Below are 20,235 nucleotides of genomic sequence, written 5' to 3' on the forward strand. Positions count from 1 at the left end.
GGTCCTGGGGTCAGCAGATGGCCGGCGGGTCGCCGCAGGGGTCGACGTCGACGTCCACCGGGCCGGCGGAGGCCACCCGGATCAGCAGGTCGCGGAACAGGGCGGCGTCCTCGTCGCCGAGGCCGCCGAGCAGGGAGCGCTCGATGTGGTCGATCCGGCCGGAGGCGGCGGCCAGGGTCTTCTCGCCCTGGTCGGTGAGCACCACCTGACGGGCGCGGCGATCCGCCGGGTCGGGTCGACGGGTCACCAGTCCGGCCTTCTCGAGGTCGTCGATCAGGTAGGTCATCACGGTCCGGTCGAGGCCGAGCTGCTCGGCGATCCGGGCCTGGTTCGTGCAGGCGGTCGTCGCCGCGATCGAGAGCACCTGGTAGCCCCGGGGGCCGCCGGGGAGGTCGTCGACCACGGTGCCGGCGTTCCGCAGGTAGGTGCGCCACACCGCGCCCAGGGCACGGCCGAAGTCGACGGGCAGGGCGTCTGCCTGCGTCTTCTTCTGCTCCCGGGTGTCCTCGGCCATGCCGCGAGTGTAGCCGTAAGTGTTCAGTGGTGGCGAGCATCACAAAAACAGATGATCGGGAAGTTAGATGATCCGTGTGCAATACTATAGAAGTCAGAGCAGGTCGGAGGAAACGACCGCCCACCGCCGTACGAGCACCACGAGGAGCCCCCCATGAGCACGATCTTCAGGCTGGACGCCAGCATCCGGCAGGACGGATCGGTGACCCGCGCGGTCGCCGACACCCTCGAGCAGACCGTCGTGGAGGAGCTCGGCGGCGCCGAGGTCGTCCGGCGCGACGTCGGCACCACTCCCCTGGACGGCTCCCTGTGGCAGACGGCGGCCTTCGCCGGCTACACCCCGGAGGAGTCGCGCACCGAGGCGCAGCGGACCGCGCTGGCGGCCAGCGCCCAGCTCGCCGACGAGATCGAGCAGGCGGACGCGCTGATCTTCGCGGTCCCGATGTACAACTTCGGGGTCTCCCAGCACTTCAAGACCTGGTGGGACCTCGTCGCCACCGACCCCCGCTTCGGCCCCGGCACCACCACGCTCGCCGGTCGGCCGGCCTTCCTGGTGACCGCGCGCGGCGGCGGGTACGGCGAGGGCACCCCCCGCGCCGGCTGGGACCACGCCACCGGCTGGATGCGCCGCGTGCTCGCCGACGTGTGGGGCCTGGACCTCGACGTGATCGAGACCGAGCTGACCCTGGCCGAGGTCACCCCGGCGATGGCCGAGCTGCGCGACCTGGCCCGCGCCCAGCTCGCCGAGTCCCACGAGGCCGCCCGGCGCGGTGCCCGCTCGGTGACGCTGCGCCTGGGCTCCGCAGCCTGAGCAGCCCTAGCGGCCGGGGTGCCCGTCCAGGAAGGCGAGCACCTCGGCCGGGGTGGTAGCCGTGGGGGCGTCGAGGGTGGGGTCGTAGAGGTGGCCCCAGCCGGCGGCGACGGGTACGGCCCCGGCAGCCTGGGCGGCGCCCACGTCGAGCGGTGAGTCGCCGACGTAGAGGCAGCGGGCCACCTCCACCCCGAGTGCCGCGGCGGCGGCGATCACCCCGTCCGGAGCCGGCTTCGGGCGCGGGACCTCGTCGCCGCCGATGACCACGTCGAAGTAGTCGCGCAGCCCCACCGCTCCCAGCAGGATCGCGGCGGCGCGGGCGCTGTTCCCGGTGAACACCGCCAGGGGTACGCCGCGCTCGCGCAGCTGCGAGAGCGCCTCCGGGATCCCGTCGTGGACCATCACTCCCGACGCGTTCTCCGCCAGGACCGAGTGGAACTCGTCGGCGTCCGCCGGCACGCCCTCGCGCTCCAGCATCCGCCCGATGATCAGGTGCGGGGGCCCCAGGTGGTAGAGCGCGACCACGCTCTCCCGGTCGCGCGGCTGGCCGCCGAGCCTGCGGACCGTCTCGATGATCGCGTCCGGGACCACTGCGGCCGACTCCACCAGGGTCCCGTCCATGTCCCAGATGACGCCCGCGCGTGAAGGTGTGTGCACGGGCCCACCCCATCACCCCTCCCGGTGGGGGCTCACGGCGGCGCCTGCCGGGGCGCGCGGGAACCGGCGCGCGAGACCAGCCGCGCGGAGCACAATGCTGCGCATGACCACCACCGCGTTCCGCAACGGCACCGTCTTCGACGGGCACCACTACCGCGGGGCGGTCGGTACCGTGCTGGTCGAGGACGGCCGGATCACCGCGGTCGGCCCGGAGAAGGACCCGGCCAACGGCCCGGTGGATCTCCCGCCCGGCACCGAGGTGGTCGACCTCGACGGCGGCCTGCTGAGCCCCGGCTTCGTGGACGCCCACGTGCACGCGGTGCAGGGCGGGCTCGAGCGGAACCGGTGCGACCTGACCGGAGGGACCACCCGGGAGGACTACCTCGCCACGATCAAGGAGTACGCAGAGACCCACCCCGACGCCGGCTGGATCCTCGGTGGTGGCTGGGCGATGGCCGCCTTCCCCGGCGGCACGCCACGAGCGGAGGACCTGGACGCCGTCGTGAGCGACCGGCCCGTGTTCCTGCCCAACCGGGACCACCACGGCGCCTGGGTGAACACCCGCGCGCTCGAGCTCGCCGGGATCACCCGCGAGACGCCCGACCCGCCGCACGGCCGCTTCGAGCGCGACCCCGACGGCCGGCCGACTGGCACGCTCCACGAGGGGGCGATGGCCGCCGTCGCGCGGCACACCCCGCAGACCACGGCCGAGGACTACTACCGCGCGCTGATGACGGGCCAGGCCTACCTGCACTCGCTGGGCGTCACCGGCTGGCAGGACGCGATCGTCGGCGCCTACGCGGGGATGGACGACCCGGGACCGACGTACCTCGGCGCAGCCCGGCGCGGCGACCTCACCGCCCACGTCGTCGGGGCGCTGTGGTGGGACCGCGAACGGGACGAGGAGCAGATCGACTCACTGATCGCTCGCCGCGCGGAGTACACCCACGGCCGGTTCCGCGCCACCAGCATCAAGGTGATGCAGGACGGCGTCGCGGAGAACGGGACGGCGGCGCTGACCGCGCCCTACCTGGACCGCTGCGGCCACGCGACGGCCAACACCGGGCACTCCTTCGTCGACCCGGAGGCACTGAAGCGGTACGTCGCCCTGCTGGACGCCAGCGACTTCCAGGTGCACGTGCACGGGATCGGCGACCGCGGGGTCCGCGAGGCCCTGGACGCGTTCGCCGCGGTCGCGGGCAGCGGACGCGACAACCGGCACCACATCGCGCACCTGCAGCTGGTGCACCCCGACGACGTACGCCGCTTCGGCGAGCTCGGGGTGGCCGCGAACCTGCAGGCGCTGTGGGCCTGCCTGGACGAGCAGATGGCCGACCTGACGCTGCCCTTCCTGGGCGCGGAACGGGCCACCTGGCAGTACCCGTTCGGCAGCCTGCACCGCACCGGTGCCCGGCTGGTCGCCGGCAGCGACTGGCCGGTGAGCACCCCGAACCCGCTCGAGGCGATCCACGTCGCCGTGAACCGCTGGGCCCTCGGCGAGACGCGCCCCTCGGGCACCGAGCCGTTCCTGCCCGAGCAGGCACTCGACCTGCAGACGGCCTTCGCGGCGTACACCAGCGGCTCGGCCTGGGTGAACCACCGCGACGACGCCGGCACGATCGCCGTGGGTCAGGTCGCCGACCTGGTGGTGCTCGACCGGGACCCGTTCACCGGGGACCCCGCCGGGATCGGCGCCACGCAGGTGGTCTCCACCTGGGTGGACGGCGTCCGCGTGCACGGCGCGACCGGCTGAGGGCCTGCGCGGAGCCCGCCGCGTCAGGTCGTCAGGGCAGCGTCACGACGACGCGGAGCGCAGCTTCTCCAGCAGGGGTCCGGCGACCTCGGCGAGGAACTGCTCCTGGGTCTCGCCGCCGATCTGCACCAGTGCGACATCGGTGTGCCCGGCCTCCCAGAAGGGCCGGACGCTCTCCACGATCGCGTCGAGGTCGGGACCGCACGGGATCGACTCGGCGACGTCCTCGGGGCGGACGTACTGCGTGGCTCCGGCGAACCCCGCCGTGGTGGGCAGGTCCGCGTTCACGCTCCAGCCACCGGCGAACCAGCGGAACTGGTCGTGCGCGCGCTCCACGGCCGTGTCCTTGTCGGGGTCCCAGCAGATCGGGATCTGGCCCACGGCCCGGGCGCGCTCCCCGATCTTCGGGGCCCCCTCGGTCGCGTTCCAGTCCGAGATCAGGTCTGCGTTCGGCTCGGTGGCGATCAGGTGGTCGGCCAGAGGCGCCAGCTCATTGACCGCGCGCTCACCGCCTACCGCGACGGCGAGCTCCACGCCCTCGTCGGGGAGGTCCCAGACGCGCGCGGAATCGACCTGGAAGTACTCGCCGCGGTAGTCGATCAGCTCCCCGGTGTGCAGCTCGCGGATGATCTCCAGCGCCTCGCGCAACATCGCCTGCCGGTCCTGGACCGCGGGCCAGCCCTGACCCACGACGTGCTCGTTGAGGTTCTCGCCGCTGCCCAGTCCCAGGGTGAACCGTCCCTGGGCCAGCAGCTGCACCGTCGCGGCCTTCTGGGCCACGATCGCCGGGTGGTAGCGCACGGTCGGGCAGGTCACGTAGGTCATCAGCCCCACCCGCTCGGTGGCGTGGGCCACGGCGCCGAGCACCGACCAGGCGTACGGCGCGTGCCCCTGGGCCGAGAGCCACGGGAAGTAGTGGTCGCTCATCACCTCGAAGTCGAAGCCCGCCCCCTCGGCGCGGACGGCGTGGTCCACCAGCTCGCGTGGGCCGGCCTGCTCGGTCATCAGGGTGTAGCCGAAGTTCGTCATGGCCGGACGAGTACCCGCCCGAGCACCGAGCGATGCATCCGAACACCTCAGGACTCGGTGAGGTACTGCTCCCAGTCGAGCTCCAGCAGGTCCTCGGGCGCGTCGACCACCAGCACCGCGCCGCCCTCGACGAGCTCGGCCTCGCTGTAGCCACCCGAGCGCAGCCCGATGCACTTCAACCCGGCGCGCTCGGAGGACTCCACGTCGTACGGCGTGTCCCCGATCATCACCGCCCGGCGGGTGCCGAGCGCCTCGAGGGTGACCTCGATCAGGTCCGGCTCGGGCTTGGATGCCTCCACGTCACCGGAGGTCTTGAGCACCGTGACGTCGTCGCGGATGTCGAGGTCGTCGAGCGCCTCCTCGGCGAACGCCGGGTCGCCGGAGGAGGCCAGGGCGACCAGGTGGCCATCGGCGACCAGCTTCTTGACGAGGTCGGCGGAGCCGGGGAGCGGGAAGACCTCGGCCTTGATCTTGAGGTACTCGTCCTTCCAGGCGTCGCGCAGCGTGTCACCGAGGCGGTCCTCCACGTCCTGGCCGGCGACGTCGGCGACGAGCTTGTCCCCGCCCATCCCGATGGTCCGGTGGATCCGCCACAGCGGCAGGATGATCTCGTTGCGGTCGAAGGCGCGCTGCCAGGCGATGGCGTGGTGGTAGGTCGAGTCGACGAGGGTGCCGTCGATGTCGAAGATGATCGCGGACTTCTCCGATTCGTTGCTCACGGGCTGTCCCATACCCCGATCAGCAACCGCCCAACACGACCTCGATCACTTGAAGGTGACGACCGACTTGCCCAGCGTCTTGCGGTCCTCCATGTCCTGCAGCGCGGCCCCGAACTCCTCGACGGGGTAGGTCCGCCCGATCGGCGGGTCGATCACGCCGGACTCGATCATCGGCACCAGCTCGGCCCACTGCTCGCGCATGAAGCCGGGGCGGGCCATCGCGTAGGCGCCCCAGCCGACCCCGCGCACGTCGACGTTGTTGAGCAGCAGCCGGTTGGCCTTGACGACCGGGATGCCACCGCCGGCGAACCCGACGACGAGCAGCCGGCCCTGGGGGGCCAGGGACCGCAGCGAGTCGGTGAACAGGTCGCCGCCGACGACGTCCATCACCACGTCGACGCCGGCGCCGTCGGTCAGCTCCTTCACGGAGTCGCGGAACCCCTCGACCAGGACGACCTCGTCGGCCCCGGCCTGCTTGGCGATCTCGGCCTTCTCCTCGGTGGAGACGACGGCGATCGTGCGTGCGCCGTACCCCTTGGCGACCTGGATGGTCGCGGTGCCGACCCCGCCGGCGGCGCCGTGCACCAGCACGGTCTCGCCCTTCTTGAGGTGCCCGCGCTCGGCGAGCGCGAACTGCGCGGTGAGGTAGTTCATCGGGATCGCGGCGCCCTGGGCGAAGCTCAGCGAGTCCGGCAGCGGGAACACGCTGTCCGCGCCCAGCCCGACCACCTCGGCGGCCCCGCCGTTGCCGAGCACGGCCGCGACCCGGTCACCCTCGGCGAACCCGGAACCCTCCGGCGCGGACCGTACGACGCCCGCGAAGTCGACCCCGAGCGTGAACGGCAGCTCCGGCTTGAGCTGGTACTCCCCCTTGCTCAGCAGCAGGTCGGGGAACGAGATCCCGACCGCGTGCACCTCGACGAGCACCTGCGGACCGAACGGTCCCTCGGCAGTGGGTTCGTCGATCTCCTCGATCGTGATCGCGGACGGGCCATCTGTACGGGTTACCTGGACTGCTCGCATGCAGGCAGGCTAGTGGGTCGGCAGTTTCCCAGGTTATGAACCCATGTTGCCTCTTCACACACGGTGTGAGGTGTGTGAAGAGGCAGTTCGGGTTCATAACCTGGGAAACCGACCAACCAACCAACCAACCGACCAACCAACCAACCGACCAACCGAACCGAGCCCCGGTCAGCGCTTCAGCTCGGCAAGCTCGAAGTGCATCGGGTCGGTGTAGTTCCAGTCGCCGCCCCAGGCGAAGCCCCAGCGCTTGAAGATGGCGACCACGCCGCGGTCGATGTCTCCGGGGATGCCGCGGTAGTTCGTGGAGGCGTTCAGGTCGATCGCGGTGCCGTAGGTGTGGAAGCTCAGGCCCCTGGCCGGGTTCTTGGCGATGAACCGCGGGACGTAGCAGCCGTCGTAGGTCTTGATCTTGTCGGCGCGCTTGAGGGCCACGATCTCGTTGAGCGCCCCGCGCAGCTGGGGCAGCATCACCCGGTGGCCGGTGACCTTGCCGATGATCGGCATCATCTCGGTGCGGATGTTGGCGTTCACCCAGGCGGCCTCAGGTACGACGGTGCCGTCGGGGTTCGCCCGATAGCTGAAGGAGCCCACCGCCTCGGCCACCGAACCTCCGGTGAGGACGGCCGTCCGGACGGCGCTGAGGTCGGGGTTCTGCGCCAGGATCTCGATCTGGGCGTCTTGCCCGGCGTACTTCTTCAGCTCCTTGAGCACGCTGGCCGGGGAGGCCGAACCGAGCGCGACGATCATCGAGTTGTCCTTGGTCATGTTCAGCTTCTCGGCCCACCGGTGGTTCAGCACGGCGTCGATGCGGGAGCTCCCCAGGCTGTGCAGCACCTTCGCGTACGCACCGATGTGCACCGTCTCCGCGGCGGCCTCGTTGCTGACCCGCATGTAGCCGTCCTTCTGGCCCAGCAGCTTCCCGAGCTCCGGCTCCACGGCGATCTCACCGCCGGCCACGCGGTCCCACACCTCCTGGTTCTGGGCGGTGAGCGGCGCCGCGAACCGCCGGAACGTGCCCGGGTCCACCGCCGCGTAGGTGACCTGGTTCTGCTCCACGTAGAACTGGCCCATCGAGATCGGCTCCACCGCCTCGACGCCCTTGATCGTCTTGACCTGCGCGATGGTGTCCTTGTCGAGGGTCTTCTGGCTGAAGACCAGCACGTCGGAGGACAGCAGCCGCTCCTTCAACTTCCCGGGAGCGTCGATCGCCACGTCGTCGGGCACCGGCTGGGGCGACGGCGCCGCAGCATCCGTGCCGGCACCGGGCTCGGCAGTCCTGCCCGGGGACTTCGCCGGGTCGGGATCGCTGCCGGACGGGCTCCCGCACGCAGTCGCGAGCAGCAGTACGCCGCAGGCGCACGCGCGTGCCCACCTCGACCACCCAGTCATGACCCCTGCTCCCACCGGCCCTCTGCGCCGGACAACGCGCGATCCTATCGGCCCGACAACCTCAGGCGGAGAGAATCCGCTCGGCGATCCAGGCGATGGTCTCGGCCGTCTCGGCAGGTGTCGCCGTCGGCTGCATCACGTGGCTGAGCACCAGGCGCACCACCATCTCGATGAGCACCTCGAGCCGCTGCTCGTCGAGCGCCACGTCATAGCTGGTCACGTGGGAACGGATCATCTCGCCGGCCGCGCCGAGGAGCGGCTCGGAGTTGGTCGTCAGCAGCGGGAGCAGCTCACTGTCCGCGCCCTGGCTGCTGCTGAGGATGGCGTGGAGCAGCGGGTCCGTGCTGGCCAGCTCGAGCACCTGGAAGGCCGCGGCCTCGATCGCGCGGACCAGGTCGTCGGGGTGCTCGCGGAACCCGGAGTCGACCAGCTCGAGGAACAGCTCCAGCTCGCGCAGCACCATCGCCTCGGCGAGCTGCGGCTTGCCCCCGAGCTCGTTGTAGACGGTCTGGCGGCTGACGCCGACCAGGTCGGCCAGCTTGGCCATGGTGAGCTCACCCCAGCCGTGCTCGGCGGTGAACCGCGCGGCCGCGCTGAGCAGCCGGTCACGATTGGTGACCGGGGGCGAGGTCAGCGGGCTCATGGTGACCAGCGTAGGTGGCCTGGCCAGTGCCGGTCGCAGGTCCTGCAACACCGCCATGGCGGCTGCCTACCCGTCCAGTCTCAGGGCCAGCACGGGGCACGCCTCCACGGCGGCGTGCACCTTGGCGCGCTCGGACTCCGGCGGGGACTCCTCGAGCACGGTCATCACGTCGTCGTCGTCGAGCTCGAAGAACTCGTGGGCCATCGCCTCGCACATGCCGAGGCCCTCGCACGCGTCCCGGTCGACCACGATCCTCACGAGAGCAGTCCGCTCTGCAGCTGCGACTCCACCGGGACGAAGTCGACCTTCTCACGTACGCCGCAGTCGGGGCAGCACCAGTCGTCGGGGATGTCCTTCCAGGCCGTGCCCGCGGCGAAGCCCTCGTGCTCGTCGCCGTGTGCGACCTCGTAGACGTACTCGCACCCGGGGCACCGGGCAGCCAGGACCTCGTCCGCCGCAGCAGCCGCTGCCGCCTCGGCGTAGAGCCGCTCCTGCTCGGCGCGACGTGCTTCCTCCACGCCGTACTTCGCGAACACCTTGTCCCGCTTGCGGGGGCTGATGTTGGCGCGGGAGATGTCGCCGCCGAAGTGAGCCACGACGCGGGGGTCCATCACCCGGCGCCAGAGCGGGGGCACCAGGGCCAGCACGATCATCCCGGCGTACCCGGTCGGCAGCACCGGCGACTCCTCGAAGTCACGCAGCGCCTGGTAGCGCCGGGTCGGGTTGGCGTGGTGGTCGCTGTGGCGCTGCAGGTGGTAGAGCAGCACGTTGGTGGCGATGTTGTTGGAGTTCCAGCTGTGGCTGGGGTCCACCCGCTCGTAGCGCTGACGCTCGGGGGTGCCGACCTTCTGGCGCAGCATCCCGTAGTGCTCCATGTAGTTCACGACCTCGAGCAGCGAGAAGCCGACGATCGCCTGGACGATCAGGTAGGGCAGGATCCCGATGCCGAGCACGGCGATCATCACGCCGAACAGCACCGCCGACATCAGCCAGGCGTTGAGCACGTCGTTGCCGATCTGGAACGGGTGCTTGTTCTTGCGGGCGTAGCGCTTCTTCTCCAGACCCCAGGCGCTGCGCAGCGAACCCCCGACCGTGCGCGGCCAGAACTGGTAGAAGTTCTCGCCGAACCGGCTGCTGGCCGGGTCCTCGGGGGTCGCGACCCGCACGTGGTGGCCGCGGTTGTGCTCGATGTAGAAGTGGCCGTAGAAGCTCTGGGCCAGCGCGATCTTGGACAGCCACCGCTCATGGCTCTCCTTCTTGTGACCGAGCTCGTGGGCGGTGTTGATGCCGATGCCGCCGATGCAGCCGATCGAGACCGCGATCCCGAGCTTGCCGAAGGTGGAGAGCTCCTCGGCCCCCAAGAATCCGGGGAGCCACTCCGGCTTCGCGATCCACACGAAGGCCGCCACGAACCCGGCGTACTGGATCGGCAGGTAGAGGTAGGTGATCCACCGGTAGTACTTGTCGTTCTCGAGCCGGTCGATCACGTCGTCCGGAGGGTTGGAGCGGTCGAGACCGGCGAACAGGTCGATGGCCGGCACGATGCCCAGGATCAGGATGGGGCCGACCCACAGCCACACGTCCCAACCGGTGAGCCCGTGGCCGGCGAAGGCGACCACCGCCAGGGAGGGCACCACCAGGCCGATCAGCCACAGGTAGCGCTTCTTGTCGGTCCACTGCGCGCTCGAACCTTGCGGGACCGTCGAGTTCGCGATCGTGTCGGACGCCATGGCGCCTCCTCAAGTCTGCTTTACATTTGGGCGATCGGTGTCAACCGCTTGGACAAGACCGTAGGGGATGTCAAGCGACTTGACAAGGCCTTGCCGAATGTAAAGTGATCACCGGGTCGAGCGGGGACGTTCCGGGCTCACCCGCGCGCGATCGTCGGGGTGAAGCACAACGTGCCCCGCACCTGCGTGGAGTCGCGGATGTCGGCACGGATCCGGTGCCCGGCGGTGTCCACCGCCAGCCGGAGGCCGTCCTCGAGGTCCAGCACCGCCCGTCCGGCCCGGGCGTCGCGCACCCGTCCGCGGGCGACGTACGTCGATCCGTGCACCCGCTCCAGCCCGCTCAGCGGCAACCCCGGCAGGAGGTCGTCCTCGGCGACGAGGTGCAGCGCACCCGAGACCCGCTCACCCACCCGCAGCCGGCCCGCCCACGCCTCGGGTGCCGACACGGTCAGCGTCCTGCCGTTGGCCGACAGGCTCACCAGCCCGGCGTCGACCCCGACCACCTCGTGCCGGGACCAGCGGCGCCAGCGCCTCCAGAGCAGGACCAGCCCCACGGCGAAGACCGCGTCGGAGCCCAGGGCCACCACGGCGAACACCGAGCTGCGCACCTCGCCGACCGGACGGTTCTTCGACGGCTGGCCGGGCACCACCCGCACCAGCAGCCGGTCGGTCTCCCGGGACTGGGCGTAGGTGGTCTCGTCGACCCGGGCCGAGTAGGCGACCCGGTCGGGGTCCAGCGCCCTCGGCAGCCGGTAGCTGACGAACCGGCTCCCGTCGAGGTCCTTCGCCTCGAGGAGGTCGGCCTCCACGTCCCGGCCCGAGCGCGAGATCGACCGCTCCGTGAGCGTCTGGTGCACGAACGGGAGGTTGACGAGAAACAGTGTCACCAGGCCGACCACGACACGTCTCACGAGCGCAGGTTACCGACCCCGCGGTCCGATAGCGTGCGCGCGACCACCAGCCGGTCCAGGGCACTGACCTGCGCCTAAGGCGGTCTGCGACCACGTCTGCCAGGAGGACCCATGGAGCTCGGCTCCCGACGTGCAGGGCGTTCCGGACGGGGTTGGCAGCTGAAGCGTCCGCATGCCGGGATGCTCGCGACCGCGCTCGTCCTCGGCACCCTCGCCGCCCTGCCCCAGGTCGCCCGGGAGGACGCCGGAGCGGCGACGGTCGGGCGGCCCAACGTCGTGGTGGTGATGACGGACGACATGCGCTGGGACGAGCTCCAGTTCGCGCCCAACGTCAACCGGCACGTGATCAGCCGTGGCGTGAGCTTCGCGAACTCCTTCTCCCCGCTCCCGCTGTGCTGCCCCGCCCGATCCTCCTTCCTGCTCGGCCAGTACGCGCACAACCACAAGGTGCTGACCGTGACCGCGCCGTACGGCTTCGGGGCCGTCGACGACCGCCGCACCCTCGCCACGGCGATGCAGCAACGCGGCTACAACACCGCTCTGGTCGGCAAATACCTCAACGGCTACGGGCAGATGCGCTCACGGGTGACCGGCGGGCCCTCCCGGCTCTACAAGCCCGCGGGGTGGACCGACTGGATGGCCAGCCTGGAGACGAAGTGGCCCCGCGGCTCGCGCTACTCCGGCGGCACCTACCGCTACCTGAACTTCACCCAGAACATCAACCGTCGCGTGGTGATGCACCGCGGGAAGTACTCCTCGAACGTGATCGGCGCGCAGGCCCGGGCGCTGGTCACCAAGTACCACAAGAGCTCCAAGCCCTTCTTCCTCTGGCTGACGCCGGTCGCACCGCACCACGGTGGACCGAAGGAGCCGCGGGACCCGCGCAGCTACCGCAAGGCGAACGGGATCGTGCAGAACTTCCCCACGCCGTACACCCCGAAGTGGGTCCGGGGGAAGTTCGACCGCGTCATCACCCACAGTCCCGGGGTCCCGCTGCGCCGCGCGGCGGAGCCCGACATGAGGGACAAGCCCACCTACTTCAGCCGGCTGCTGGAGAACACCCCGACCGAGAAGACCCGGTTGCGCGACGTCCAGCGGCAGCGGGCCGAGGCGATCTACGCCTGGGACGTCCAGTTCGGAAAGCTGGTCAAGCGACTGCGCGAGACACGCGAGTACAACAACACGGTCTTCATGTTCACCTCCGACAACGGCTACTACCTCGGCGAGCACCGCGCCCCGCCCGGGAAGACGGTGCACCACGAGGTCTCCAGCCGGGTGCCGCTCGTGGCCGCCGGGCCCGGGATCAGGCCGGGCATCCGCTACAGCCCGGCGATGACTCACGACCTGACCCCCACGATCCTCGCGATCGCCGGCGCCACGCCCCTGCCCCGGATGGACGGCCTCAACCTGTGGCCGGTGATGACCGGGGCCGACCGGGCCTGGAGCCGGCCGGTGCTGCTCGAGGCGCTGTTCGAGATGCGGCGCAGCAGCCCCGGCTTCCCCTCCGACCTGAGCGAGTTCGTCGTGCGCACCGCCCGCTACAAGTACGCCCGCTACGCCAGCGGCGAGGAGGAGCTCTACGACCTCGCCACGGATCCCAACGAGCTGTACGGCCTGCAGCGGAACCCGGCGTACGCGCAGGTCAAGGCGATGATGATCGCCGAGTGGAAGCGCTACCTCGGCTGCCGCGGCGCCTCGTGCAACGCACCGCTCCCCGCCAACCTGCAGGTCGACGTCCCCACCCTGCGGACGCTGCACCGCGACGCCGTACGAGCGAAGAACGCCTACTACAACTAGATTGAACAGATGACGGACCCGATCGGCATCGACTTCGGTGGCAGCGGCATCAAGGCCGCGCCGGTCGACCTGTCCACCGGTGAGTTCTCGGCCGAGCGCGAGCGCATCGAGACGCCCGAGAAGTCGACGCCCGAGGCCGTGGCCAAGGTGATGGCCAAGCTGCTGCACAAGTTCCCCGGGCACGACTCCCCGGTCGGCGTCACGATCCCGGGCGTCGTACGCCGCGGCGGAGTGGTGGGGTCCGCGGCCAACATCGACAAGAGCTGGATCGGCACCGACGCGGACGACCTGCTCAGCGAGACCCTGGGCCGCGAGGTCCACGTGATCAACGACGCCGACGCCGCCGGGCTCGCGGAGTCCCGCTACGGCGTCGCCCGCGGCCGCCGCGGCCTGGTCATCGTCACCACGCTCGGCACCGGCATCGGCTCCGCGCTGCTGTACGACGGCGTGCTCGTGCCCAACTCCGAGCTCGGCCACCTCGAGATCGAGGGCCACGACGCCGAGTCCAGGGCGGCCAACTCCGCGCGCAAGGAGGAGGGCCTGTCCTGGTCGGACTGGGCCCGGCGGCTCACGACGTACTACCGCACGCTGGAGATGCTGTTCTCCCCCGACCTGATCGTGGTCGGTGGCGGGGTGAGCAAGCACGGTCGCGAGTTCATCCCGATGATCGAGGTCGACACCGAGATCATCTCCGCCACGCTGCGCAACAGCGCCGGCATCGTCGGCGCGGCCGCTCTCGCCGCCGACATGGAGTCCTAGGCGAGCCGCACACCGCTCCGCTAGTGTCCCGGCATGGGCCGGCCCCCGGAGCACGCGACACAGCGAAGCTCGCTGGCGCTCGCGACCGTTCTGGCCGGTCTGCTCGCCCTGCTGCTGCCCCCGCTGCTTGCCGGACCGGATCTCGCAGGATCAGCGACCCTGGCGGTCGTGACCCTGGCCTTCGCCGCGGTGACCAGGTTCGGTCTCCACGGAGTCGCACGCACGACCCGCGCCGCAGCAGCGCCACCCGCCGCCCTGCGTCGCACGGTCCCGGTCCTCCATGGAGGGGCCCCGGACCCGGTTCACCACCCGCTTCGACCTCGTGCTCCTGGACTGGCCTGAGATTCGCCCCGCGCGAACCAGGTCCGTCCATCCCTTCACTCCAGGAGCACTCCCATGTCTGTTCTCGACCCGATCTCGCACGTCCTCGCAGCCACGATCGCTGCCGCCCACACCTTCCTGACCTCACTGGGGCTCGATCCCGATTCCGGTACGACCTGGGTCCTGTGCCTGATGACCGTCGTGGTCACGGTGCGGGTCGCCCTGCTGCCACTGGCCGTCCACGGCGTGCGCCAGGCCCACGCCCTGGCCCGAGCACGGCCGCAGCTCACCGAGCTCACCGACCGACACCGGCGGCGCATGCGCCACTCCCGGGACCCCGAGAGCGTGCGCGCGTTCCTGCTCGAGCGACGCCGCATCGCAGCCGAGCACAAGGTCTCCCGCTGGGGCGTGTGGCCGCTGGTCGTCCAGATCCCGATCTGGCTGGCCCTCTATCACCTGGTCGCCGACCTCGCCGGCGGGCTTTCGGTCGGCGCAGTCGGCCCGGGCCTGGCCACCTCCCTGGCTGCGGCCACCCTCCTGGGGGTCCCGCTGGCCGAGCGCGGCTATCTCGGTGGCAGCTGGACGCACTTCGCCGTGGTTGCTGCGCTGGCGGGCACAGCGGCCCTGCTCTCCTACGTCACGCAGCGGTTCCTGGTCGCGCCGAATCTGGTGGCAACCGACGTGCCGGATGCGATGGCTCGGGTCCAGCAGCTGCTGCCAGCGGTCTCCGCCATCGGTCTCCTGGTCGCCGGAGGACTCGTCCCGGTCGCGCTGCTCGTCTACTGGGTGAGCAACGCGGGCTGGACACTGGTCCAGTCAGCGGTCGTGTGGCGGTGGTTCCCCACCCCGGGATCGCCGGCGGCCACACGCACAGCCCCGAGCTGATCGGACGGGGTGGCCCTACCTACTCCTTCGTCGAGCTCGCCCACAGGTTGATGCCGGCGTCGACCGCGTGCTGGTCGATCGCCGCGAGCTCCTCGTCGCTCAACGGCGGTCCTTCGAGGGCGTCGAGGTTGGTGTCGAGCTGCTCCACCGAGGAGGCGCCGATCACCGCCGAGGTCACCCGCGGGTCGCGCAGCGCCCACTGCAACGCGAGCTGGGCCAGCTTCTGCCCGCGGGCCGCGGCGATCTCGTTGAGCTGCCGCACGTGGTTCAGCGTCGCCTCGTCGAGGTGGTCCTCGGCGATGGTGCTGCCGCTGCGGGCCGCCCGCGAGTCAGCCGGGACGCCGTCGAGGTAGCGGTCGGTGAGCAGCCCCTGGGCCAGCGCGGTGAACACGATGCAGCCCATCCCCTGCTCCTCGAGCTCGTCGAGCAGGTCCTCCTCGATCCACCGGTTCAGCATCGAGTACGACGGCTGGTGGATCAGCAACGGCGTGCCGAGCTCGCGCGCGATCACGGCGGCCTCCCTGGTCCTCGCGGCGCTGTAGGAGGAGATGCCGGCGTACAGCGCCCGGCCCGAGCGCACCGCCGTGTCGAGGGCCTGCATCGTCTCCTCGACCGGGGTGTGCGGGTCGAACCGGTGGCTGTAGAAGATGTCCACGTAGTCCAGCCCCAGCCGTCCCAGGGACTGGTCGAGCGAGGCGAGCATGTACTTGCGGGACCCGCCGCCCTGCCCGTAGGGGCCGGGCCACATGTCGTAGCCGGCTTTCGTGGAGACCACCAGCTCGTCGCGCAGGTGCAAGAAGTCGGTGCGCAGGAACTTCCCGAAGTTCTCCTCCGCGCGGCCGTAGGGCGGGCCGTAGTTGTTGGCGAGGTCGAAGTGCGTGACCCCGCGGTCGAAGGCGCGCCGCAGGATGGCGCGCTGGGTCTCCTCGGGGCGGTCCTCGCCGAAGTTCTGCCACAGGCCCAGGGACAGCGCGGGCAGCTGCAGGCCGCTCCGGCCGCAGTAGCGGTACCGATCCCCGTCGTATCGGTCAACGGACGGCTCGTAGTCACCCATCGGGCCATTGTGCAGGGTCCAACTAGGGTGTCGAACATGCCGGCAACCCGTGTGCTCCCGTCCGAGGAGGCCACCGCCCTGGTCGAGCTGGTGCGCGAGATCAGCGAGCGCGAGCTCCTCCCCACCGTCGCCCGGGCGGAGGAGACCGAGACCTTCCCGCGCGAGACGTTCCGCACCCTGGGCCGCGCCGGACTGCTCGGCCTGCCCTACCCGGAGGAGTACGGCGGCGGGGGGCAGCCCTACGAGGTCTACCTCCAGGTGGTCGAGGAGATCGCGACCGTGTGGGCCAGCGTCGGGGTCGGCGTCTCGGTGCACGCCCTGTCCTGCTTCGGCCTGGCCACCGCCGGCACCGAGGAGCAGCGGAAGGCGTGGCTGCCCGACATGCTGGGCGGGGAGCTGCTCGGCGCGTACTGCCTCTCCGAGGCGCACGCCGGCTCGGACCCCTCCGCGATGAGGACCTTCGCCCGGCGCGACGGCGACGAGTACGTGATCAACGGCGCCAAGGCGTGGACCACCCACGGCGGCCACGCCGACTTCTACAAGGTGATGGCCCGGACCTCCGAGGACCGCAACGGGATCTCCTGCTTCCTGGTGCCCGCGGACACCGAGGGACTGGTCGCCGACCCGCCGGAGCGCAAGATGGGCCTGACCGGCTCCGCCACGGCGACGATGCGCTTCGAGGACGTGCGCGTGCCCGCCGAGCGGCTCCTCGGCAAGGAGGGTGACGGCCTCAAGATCGCCCTGGCCGGCCTGGACTCCGGACGCCTCGGGATCGCGGCCGTCGCGGTCGGCCTCGGGCAGGCGGCGCTGGACCACGCCGTGGCCTACGCGGGTGAGCGGGAGCAGTTCGGCCGGCCGATCATCGACTTCCAGGGCCTGGCGTTCCTGCTCGCCGACATGGAGGCCGCGGTGCAGGGCGCCCGGGCGATGATGCTGCACGCGGCCCGGCTCAAGGACCGGGGGCTGCCGTTCTCCCGGGAGGCCTCGATCGCCAAGCTCACCGCCACCGACGCGGCGATGAAGGTGACCACCGACGCCGTGCAGGTGCTCGGCGGCTACGGCTACACCCGCGACTTCCCGGTCGAGCGGTTCATGCGCGAGGCCAAGGTGACCCAGATCTTCGAGGGCACCAACCAGATCCAGCGACTGGTGATCAGCCGCTCGCTCACCAAGGACCGCTCCGGTCGCCTGCACACCGATTCCCAGGAGGAACGATGAGCCCCGCACCCGCCGGCTTCACCGCCAAGGACCTGCCCGACCTGACCGGCACCCGCGCCCTGGTCACCGGTGCCAACTCCGGCATCGGCTTCCACGCCGCCCGCGCGCTCGCTGACCACGGCGCCGAGGTCGTGCTCGCCTGCCGCAAGACCGAATCGGGCCGCGAGGCCGCGATCAAGATGCCAGGTGTCACCACCGTCGAGGAGCTCGACCTCGCCTCCCAGAAGTCGATCCAGCGGTTCGTGGACCGGTTCGAGGGGCCGCTGGACCTGCTGGTGAACAACGCCGGCGTGATGACGCCCCCGAAGTACCGCGAGACCGCGGACGGCCACGAGCTGCAGTTCGGCACCAACCACCTCGGCCACTTCGCGCTCACCGGGCTGCTGCTCCCCTCCCTGCTGGCCGCCCCCGCCCCGCGCGTGGTCACGGTGGCCTCGATCGCCCACCACCGCGGCGACGAGTCCGTGCTCGAGGGCAACCCCCGGGCGTCGTACGAGCCCCAGCGCACCTACGGCAACAGCAAGCTCGCGAACCTGCTGTTCACCCACGAGCTGCACCGCCGCGCCACCGAGGCCAGCTCCAGGCTCACCGCCGTCGCGTGCCACCCCGGCGTCTCCGCGACCAACCTCGTCGGGTCCCCCGACGGCATGGGCGCCAACCCCGTCGTCCGCAGGCTGAGCCCACTGCTGCTGCCGCTGGTGCTTCAGTCCTCGACCGCGGGCGCCAACCCCACGCTGTACGCCGCGACGCTCGCCGAGCCGGACAGCTACACCGGCCCGACCTGGCTGATGGAGAGCCGGGGGCGGCTGGGCGCGGCCAAGCAGAGCCGGCACGCCCGCAACGCCGAGCTCGCGCGCGAGCTGTGGGACCTCTCCGAGACCAAGACCGGCGTGTCCTACGAGTTCACCGCTTGAGCGCGCCCGTGGCCACCAGGGCGCGGTAGAGGTACGGCGCGAGCGTGCGGGCGTAGGTCGCGGTGATGTGGTGGTTGTCGGCGTAGACGTTGACCCCGCCGATCACCACCGGGCACGTCCGGGCGTCGCAGTAGAACGACGTCAGGTCGACCAGCTCGGTCCTCGGCGTCTGCTGGACGGCCCCGGCGAGCGAGCTGAACACCTGGTCGTGGGCCTGCACCCGGTCCAGGGCGCACTTCTTGTTCGCCTCTCCTGCCGACACCTCGGCCAGGCAGAAGTTGGGGTTCAGCCTGGGACGGCGCTTCTGCGGGTTGTCGCGCACCGCGACCACGGGCACTCCCTGATCGGTGACCCGCTTCCAGGCGTCGCGCAGCCCCTGGACCCGGGCGGTGTGGCTGCCCCGCATCGTGGTCTCCCTCAGCGAGGTCAGCACGAGGTCGTAGTCGGTGGCCCGGTCGTCGAGGTGCTTGGCCAGCGCGGCCCGGAAGGTGCGGCAGGAGTCCGCGGTCAGCGAGTTCGGGAAGACCGGGTGGCTCGTCCAGGGGCAGTCCCCGAGGACGAACAGCTCCACGGTGATCCGCTTCGTCTCGACCAGACGGTCCAGGGCCGCCATCAGCACCCCTGCGTGGGAGTCGCCGACCAGCGCGACGTGGGGTACGCCGGGACGGGGCTTGCCGAAGCTGCAGGGGTCGAACTTCCCCTTGCGGAACTCGTCGAAGCACTCCTGGTACGGCGGACGGTCGTCCCGCGCGGTAGCGGGTGAGGGGATGACCTGCCCCACCTCCTCCGGGCACCCCTTGGCCCGGGGATCACGGGCCGCGGCACCGAAGCACGGCCCCGCGTCGTCGGCCAGCTGCTGGGCGACCCGGAGCGTCTCCGCCTCCTCGGCGGCCACCTGCTCGCGCGGCACGACGCACAGCGCCGTGAGCAGCAGGGCGCCCGCCGCGGCGTACCCGAAGGTGACGCCACTGCGGGCGAGGCCGAGGCGACGGGCGGCGCGGACCGGATCCTCCACCCAACGCTTGGTGATCGCGGACAGCCCGATCGTGGCCATCAGGACGGAGAGCTTGTCGATGGTCCGGAGCGGGTGGTCGGTGAGGTAGGGAAGCAGGATGATCAGGGGCCAGTGCCACAGGTAGACGGCGTAGCTGATGTCCCCGACGTAGCGCGCCGGAGCCTGGACCAGGAGCCGCGAGGGCGACCAGGCGACCTTCGGGTCCTCCACCCAGATCAGGACGACCGAGGCCACCACCACCCACACCGCCGCCGTCCCCGGCATCGGGGTCTTGTCGTCGAGGACCAGGGAGCTCACCAGCAGGGCCACCAGGGCCACCCAGCCCGCCAACGCGCGGGCCGCGTCCGGCAGCTTCGAGGCCGCGGCCGGGGCGAAGGCCAGCAGGGCACCGGCCCCGAACTCCCAGGCGCGGGCCGGGGTGACGAAGTAGGCCTGCGCCGGGTTGGCCGCGGTGATCCACAGGGAGAACGCGAGCGAGGCGCCCGTGGTCAGGGCCAGGACGGCGAGCACGCTGCGGCGCGCGGAGGCCACGCCGGCGCCGCGTCGGGCGCGGCGTCGGGCCAGCCACAGCCCGCCGAGCACCAGCAGCGGCCACAGCAGGTAGAACTGCTCCTCGGCCGAGAGGGTCCAGTAGTGCTGGGCCGGCGAGGGGGCGTCCTCCGAGGCGAGGTAGTCGACCGAGTTCAGCGCCAGCTGCCAGTTCTCGACATAGAGAGCCGCGGCCAGGATCTCGCCGAAGAACTGCTCCCAGAGCAGGCGCGGCACCAGCACGAGCACCCCGAGGGCGGTGACCACGAGGACGACGTACGCCGCGGGAAGCAGTCGCCGGATCCGCCGGGCCCAGAACCTGGCGAGGCTGACCGAGCCGTCGCGCTCCACCTCACGCAGGAGGTGCGCGGTGATCAGGAACCCGCTGATCACGAAGAAGACGTCGACACCGACGTATCCACCGGGCACCCGGTTGGGCCACAGGTGGAACAGGACAACCAGGAGCACGGCGACCGCCCGAAGGCCCTGAATCTCCTGGCGCACCGCCTGAGCCTACAAAAGGCCGGGACCTTCGGCCCTCCCGCCCTTGCGGAGCGTGTCGGACA

At 71.0% G+C, this 20,235-nt stretch carries 20 protein-coding genes; 8 read left to right on the forward strand and 12 right to left on the reverse strand.

Going from position 1 to position 20,235, the window contains the following annotated elements; translation table 11 throughout:
* Positions 1-10: 10 nt before the first annotated feature.
* Positions 11-514, reverse strand: a complete 504-nt coding sequence (locus AC4BGB_RS11680) for a MarR family winged helix-turn-helix transcriptional regulator (RefSeq protein ID WP_490547020.1) — start codon at positions 512-514, stop codon at positions 11-13.
* Between the two features lie 153 nt (positions 515-667).
* Between AC4BGB_RS11680 and AC4BGB_RS11685 the strand changes: the two genes are divergently transcribed.
* Positions 668-1,324, forward strand: a complete 657-nt coding sequence (locus tag AC4BGB_RS11685) for an FMN-dependent NADH-azoreductase (protein WP_490547021.1) — start codon at positions 668-670, stop codon at positions 1,322-1,324.
* A 6-nt stretch (positions 1,325-1,330) separates the two neighbouring features.
* Here the strand turns inward: AC4BGB_RS11685 and AC4BGB_RS11690 are convergent, their stop codons facing one another.
* Positions 1,331-1,981 (reverse strand): HAD family hydrolase, encoded by a 651-nt coding sequence (locus tag AC4BGB_RS11690; protein ID WP_490547022.1) that lies wholly within the window; start codon positions 1,979-1,981, stop codon positions 1,331-1,333.
* Between the two features lie 103 nt (positions 1,982-2,084).
* On the opposite strand from AC4BGB_RS11690, the gene AC4BGB_RS11695 reads away from it, so the two are divergent.
* The gene (locus tag AC4BGB_RS11695; RefSeq protein ID WP_490547023.1) at positions 2,085-3,734 is read left to right on the forward strand and encodes an amidohydrolase; all 1,650 of its coding nucleotides are present in this window, start codon (positions 2,085-2,087) and stop codon (positions 3,732-3,734) included.
* A 42-nt stretch (positions 3,735-3,776) separates the two neighbouring features.
* Here AC4BGB_RS11695 and AC4BGB_RS11700 read toward each other — a convergent pair whose 3' ends face one another.
* The 8 genes from AC4BGB_RS11700 to AC4BGB_RS11735 form a co-directional block, all read right to left on the reverse strand.
* Positions 3,777-4,763 (reverse strand): LLM class F420-dependent oxidoreductase, encoded by a 987-nt coding sequence (locus AC4BGB_RS11700; RefSeq protein ID WP_490547024.1) that lies wholly within the window; start codon positions 4,761-4,763, stop codon positions 3,777-3,779.
* Between the two features lie 47 nt (positions 4,764-4,810).
* Positions 4,811-5,482 (reverse strand): HAD family hydrolase, encoded by a 672-nt coding sequence (locus tag AC4BGB_RS11705; RefSeq protein WP_490547026.1) that lies wholly within the window; start codon positions 5,480-5,482, stop codon positions 4,811-4,813.
* 45 nt (positions 5,483-5,527) lie between these two features.
* Positions 5,528-6,505, reverse strand: a complete 978-nt coding sequence (locus tag AC4BGB_RS11710; RefSeq protein WP_490547028.1) for an NADPH:quinone oxidoreductase family protein — start codon at positions 6,503-6,505, stop codon at positions 5,528-5,530.
* Between the two features lie 168 nt (positions 6,506-6,673).
* Positions 6,674-7,894, reverse strand: coding sequence for a M15 family metallopeptidase (locus AC4BGB_RS11715; RefSeq protein WP_490547030.1), 1,221 nt, complete (start codon positions 7,892-7,894; stop codon positions 6,674-6,676).
* A 61-nt stretch (positions 7,895-7,955) separates the two neighbouring features.
* The gene (locus AC4BGB_RS11720) at positions 7,956-8,537 is read right to left on the reverse strand and encodes a TetR/AcrR family transcriptional regulator (RefSeq protein WP_490547032.1); all 582 of its coding nucleotides are present in this window, start codon (positions 8,535-8,537) and stop codon (positions 7,956-7,958) included.
* A 66-nt stretch (positions 8,538-8,603) separates the two neighbouring features.
* The gene (locus AC4BGB_RS11725; RefSeq protein ID WP_490547033.1) at positions 8,604-8,795 is read right to left on the reverse strand and encodes a ferredoxin; all 192 of its coding nucleotides are present in this window, start codon (positions 8,793-8,795) and stop codon (positions 8,604-8,606) included.
* Positions 8,792-10,267 carry a fatty acid desaturase gene (locus AC4BGB_RS11730; RefSeq protein ID WP_490547034.1) on the reverse strand — a complete coding sequence of 492 codons (1,476 nt, stop codon included), beginning with the start codon at positions 10,265-10,267 and terminating at the stop codon, positions 8,792-8,794. The genes AC4BGB_RS11725 and AC4BGB_RS11730 overlap by 4 nt, the downstream gene beginning before the upstream one ends.
* Positions 10,268-10,404: 137 nt before the next feature.
* Positions 10,405-11,178 (reverse strand): hypothetical protein, encoded by a 774-nt coding sequence (locus AC4BGB_RS11735; RefSeq protein ID WP_490547035.1) that lies wholly within the window; start codon positions 11,176-11,178, stop codon positions 10,405-10,407.
* 111 nt (positions 11,179-11,289) lie between these two features.
* Between AC4BGB_RS11735 and AC4BGB_RS11740 the strand changes: the two genes are divergently transcribed.
* The 4 genes from AC4BGB_RS11740 to AC4BGB_RS11755 are packed head-to-tail and all read left to right on the forward strand — an operon-like array spanning position 11,290 to position 14,940.
* Complete coding sequence (locus tag AC4BGB_RS11740; RefSeq protein WP_490547036.1) at positions 11,290-12,975, forward strand: sulfatase family protein; 1,686 nt, start codon at positions 11,290-11,292, stop codon at positions 12,973-12,975.
* A 9-nt stretch (positions 12,976-12,984) separates the two neighbouring features.
* Positions 12,985-13,734 (forward strand): polyphosphate--glucose phosphotransferase, encoded by a 750-nt coding sequence (gene ppgK / locus AC4BGB_RS11745; RefSeq protein WP_490547037.1) that lies wholly within the window; start codon positions 12,985-12,987, stop codon positions 13,732-13,734.
* A 33-nt stretch (positions 13,735-13,767) separates the two neighbouring features.
* Entirely contained in the window at positions 13,768-14,076 is a 309-nt protein-coding gene (locus AC4BGB_RS11750) for a hypothetical protein (protein WP_490547038.1), read from the forward strand.
* Between the two features lie 54 nt (positions 14,077-14,130).
* Positions 14,131-14,940 carry a YidC/Oxa1 family membrane protein insertase gene (locus AC4BGB_RS11755; protein ID WP_490547039.1) on the forward strand — a complete coding sequence of 270 codons (810 nt, stop codon included), beginning with the start codon at positions 14,131-14,133 and terminating at the stop codon, positions 14,938-14,940.
* Positions 14,941-14,959: 19 nt separating this feature from the next.
* Here AC4BGB_RS11755 and mgrA read toward each other — a convergent pair whose 3' ends face one another.
* Complete coding sequence (mgrA, locus tag AC4BGB_RS11760) at positions 14,960-15,994, reverse strand: L-glyceraldehyde 3-phosphate reductase (protein ID WP_490547040.1); 1,035 nt, start codon at positions 15,992-15,994, stop codon at positions 14,960-14,962.
* A 36-nt stretch (positions 15,995-16,030) separates the two neighbouring features.
* Here mgrA and AC4BGB_RS11765 point away from each other — a divergent pair, with 36 nt between their 5' ends.
* Together AC4BGB_RS11765 and AC4BGB_RS11770 are read left to right on the forward strand one after the other, a co-directional pair.
* Positions 16,031-17,212 carry an acyl-CoA dehydrogenase family protein gene (locus tag AC4BGB_RS11765; protein WP_490547041.1) on the forward strand — a complete coding sequence of 394 codons (1,182 nt, stop codon included), beginning with the start codon at positions 16,031-16,033 and terminating at the stop codon, positions 17,210-17,212.
* Positions 17,209-18,126: an oxidoreductase gene (locus AC4BGB_RS11770; RefSeq protein WP_490547042.1), complete on the forward strand. Its 918-nt coding sequence runs from the start codon at positions 17,209-17,211 to the stop codon at positions 18,124-18,126. Before AC4BGB_RS11765 ends, AC4BGB_RS11770 begins: the two co-directional genes overlap by 4 nt.
* Here the strand turns inward: AC4BGB_RS11770 and AC4BGB_RS11775 are convergent.
* Positions 18,116-20,173, reverse strand: coding sequence for an acyltransferase family protein (locus tag AC4BGB_RS11775; RefSeq protein WP_490547043.1), 2,058 nt, complete (start codon positions 20,171-20,173; stop codon positions 18,116-18,118). The genes AC4BGB_RS11770 and AC4BGB_RS11775 overlap by 11 nt on opposite strands.
* Positions 20,174-20,235: the final 62 nt, after the last annotated feature.

The sequence above is a fragment of the Nocardioides sp. Z30_9 genome (assembly GCF_058215735.1).

What these genes read in the sequence shown, in the direction of transcription:
- AC4BGB_RS11755 (WP_490547039.1), top strand. Translation starts at nt 14,131, where the DNA reads ATGTCTGTTCTCGACCCGATCTCGCACGTCCTCGCAGCCACGATCGCT.
- AC4BGB_RS11770 (WP_490547042.1), top strand. Translation starts at nt 17,209, where the DNA reads ATGAGCCCCGCACCCGCCGGCTTCACCGCCAAGGACCTGCCCGACCTG.
- AC4BGB_RS11740 (WP_490547036.1), top strand. Translation starts at nt 11,290, where the DNA reads ATGGAGCTCGGCTCCCGACGTGCAGGGCGTTCCGGACGGGGTTGGCAG.
- AC4BGB_RS11710 (WP_490547028.1), bottom strand. Translation starts at nt 6,505, where the DNA reads ATGCGAGCAGTCCAGGTAACCCGTACAGATGGCCCGTCCGCGATCACG.
- ppgK (WP_490547037.1), top strand. Translation starts at nt 12,985, where the DNA reads ATGACGGACCCGATCGGCATCGACTTCGGTGGCAGCGGCATCAAGGCC.
- AC4BGB_RS11685 (WP_490547021.1), top strand. Translation starts at nt 668, where the DNA reads ATGAGCACGATCTTCAGGCTGGACGCCAGCATCCGGCAGGACGGATCG.
- AC4BGB_RS11695 (WP_490547023.1), top strand. Translation starts at nt 2,085, where the DNA reads ATGACCACCACCGCGTTCCGCAACGGCACCGTCTTCGACGGGCACCAC.
- AC4BGB_RS11715 (WP_490547030.1), bottom strand. Translation starts at nt 7,894, where the DNA reads ATGACTGGGTGGTCGAGGTGGGCACGCGCGTGCGCCTGCGGCGTACTG.
- AC4BGB_RS11765 (WP_490547041.1), top strand. Translation starts at nt 16,031, where the DNA reads ATGCCGGCAACCCGTGTGCTCCCGTCCGAGGAGGCCACCGCCCTGGTC.
- mgrA (WP_490547040.1), bottom strand. Translation starts at nt 15,994, where the DNA reads ATGGGTGACTACGAGCCGTCCGTTGACCGATACGACGGGGATCGGTAC.
- AC4BGB_RS11750 (WP_490547038.1), top strand. Translation starts at nt 13,768, where the DNA reads ATGGGCCGGCCCCCGGAGCACGCGACACAGCGAAGCTCGCTGGCGCTC.
- AC4BGB_RS11730 (WP_490547034.1), bottom strand. Translation starts at nt 10,267, where the DNA reads ATGGCGTCCGACACGATCGCGAACTCGACGGTCCCGCAAGGTTCGAGC.
- AC4BGB_RS11680 (WP_490547020.1), bottom strand. Translation starts at nt 514, where the DNA reads ATGGCCGAGGACACCCGGGAGCAGAAGAAGACGCAGGCAGACGCCCTG.
- AC4BGB_RS11720 (WP_490547032.1), bottom strand. Translation starts at nt 8,537, where the DNA reads ATGAGCCCGCTGACCTCGCCCCCGGTCACCAATCGTGACCGGCTGCTC.
- AC4BGB_RS11700 (WP_490547024.1), bottom strand. Translation starts at nt 4,763, where the DNA reads ATGACGAACTTCGGCTACACCCTGATGACCGAGCAGGCCGGCCCACGC.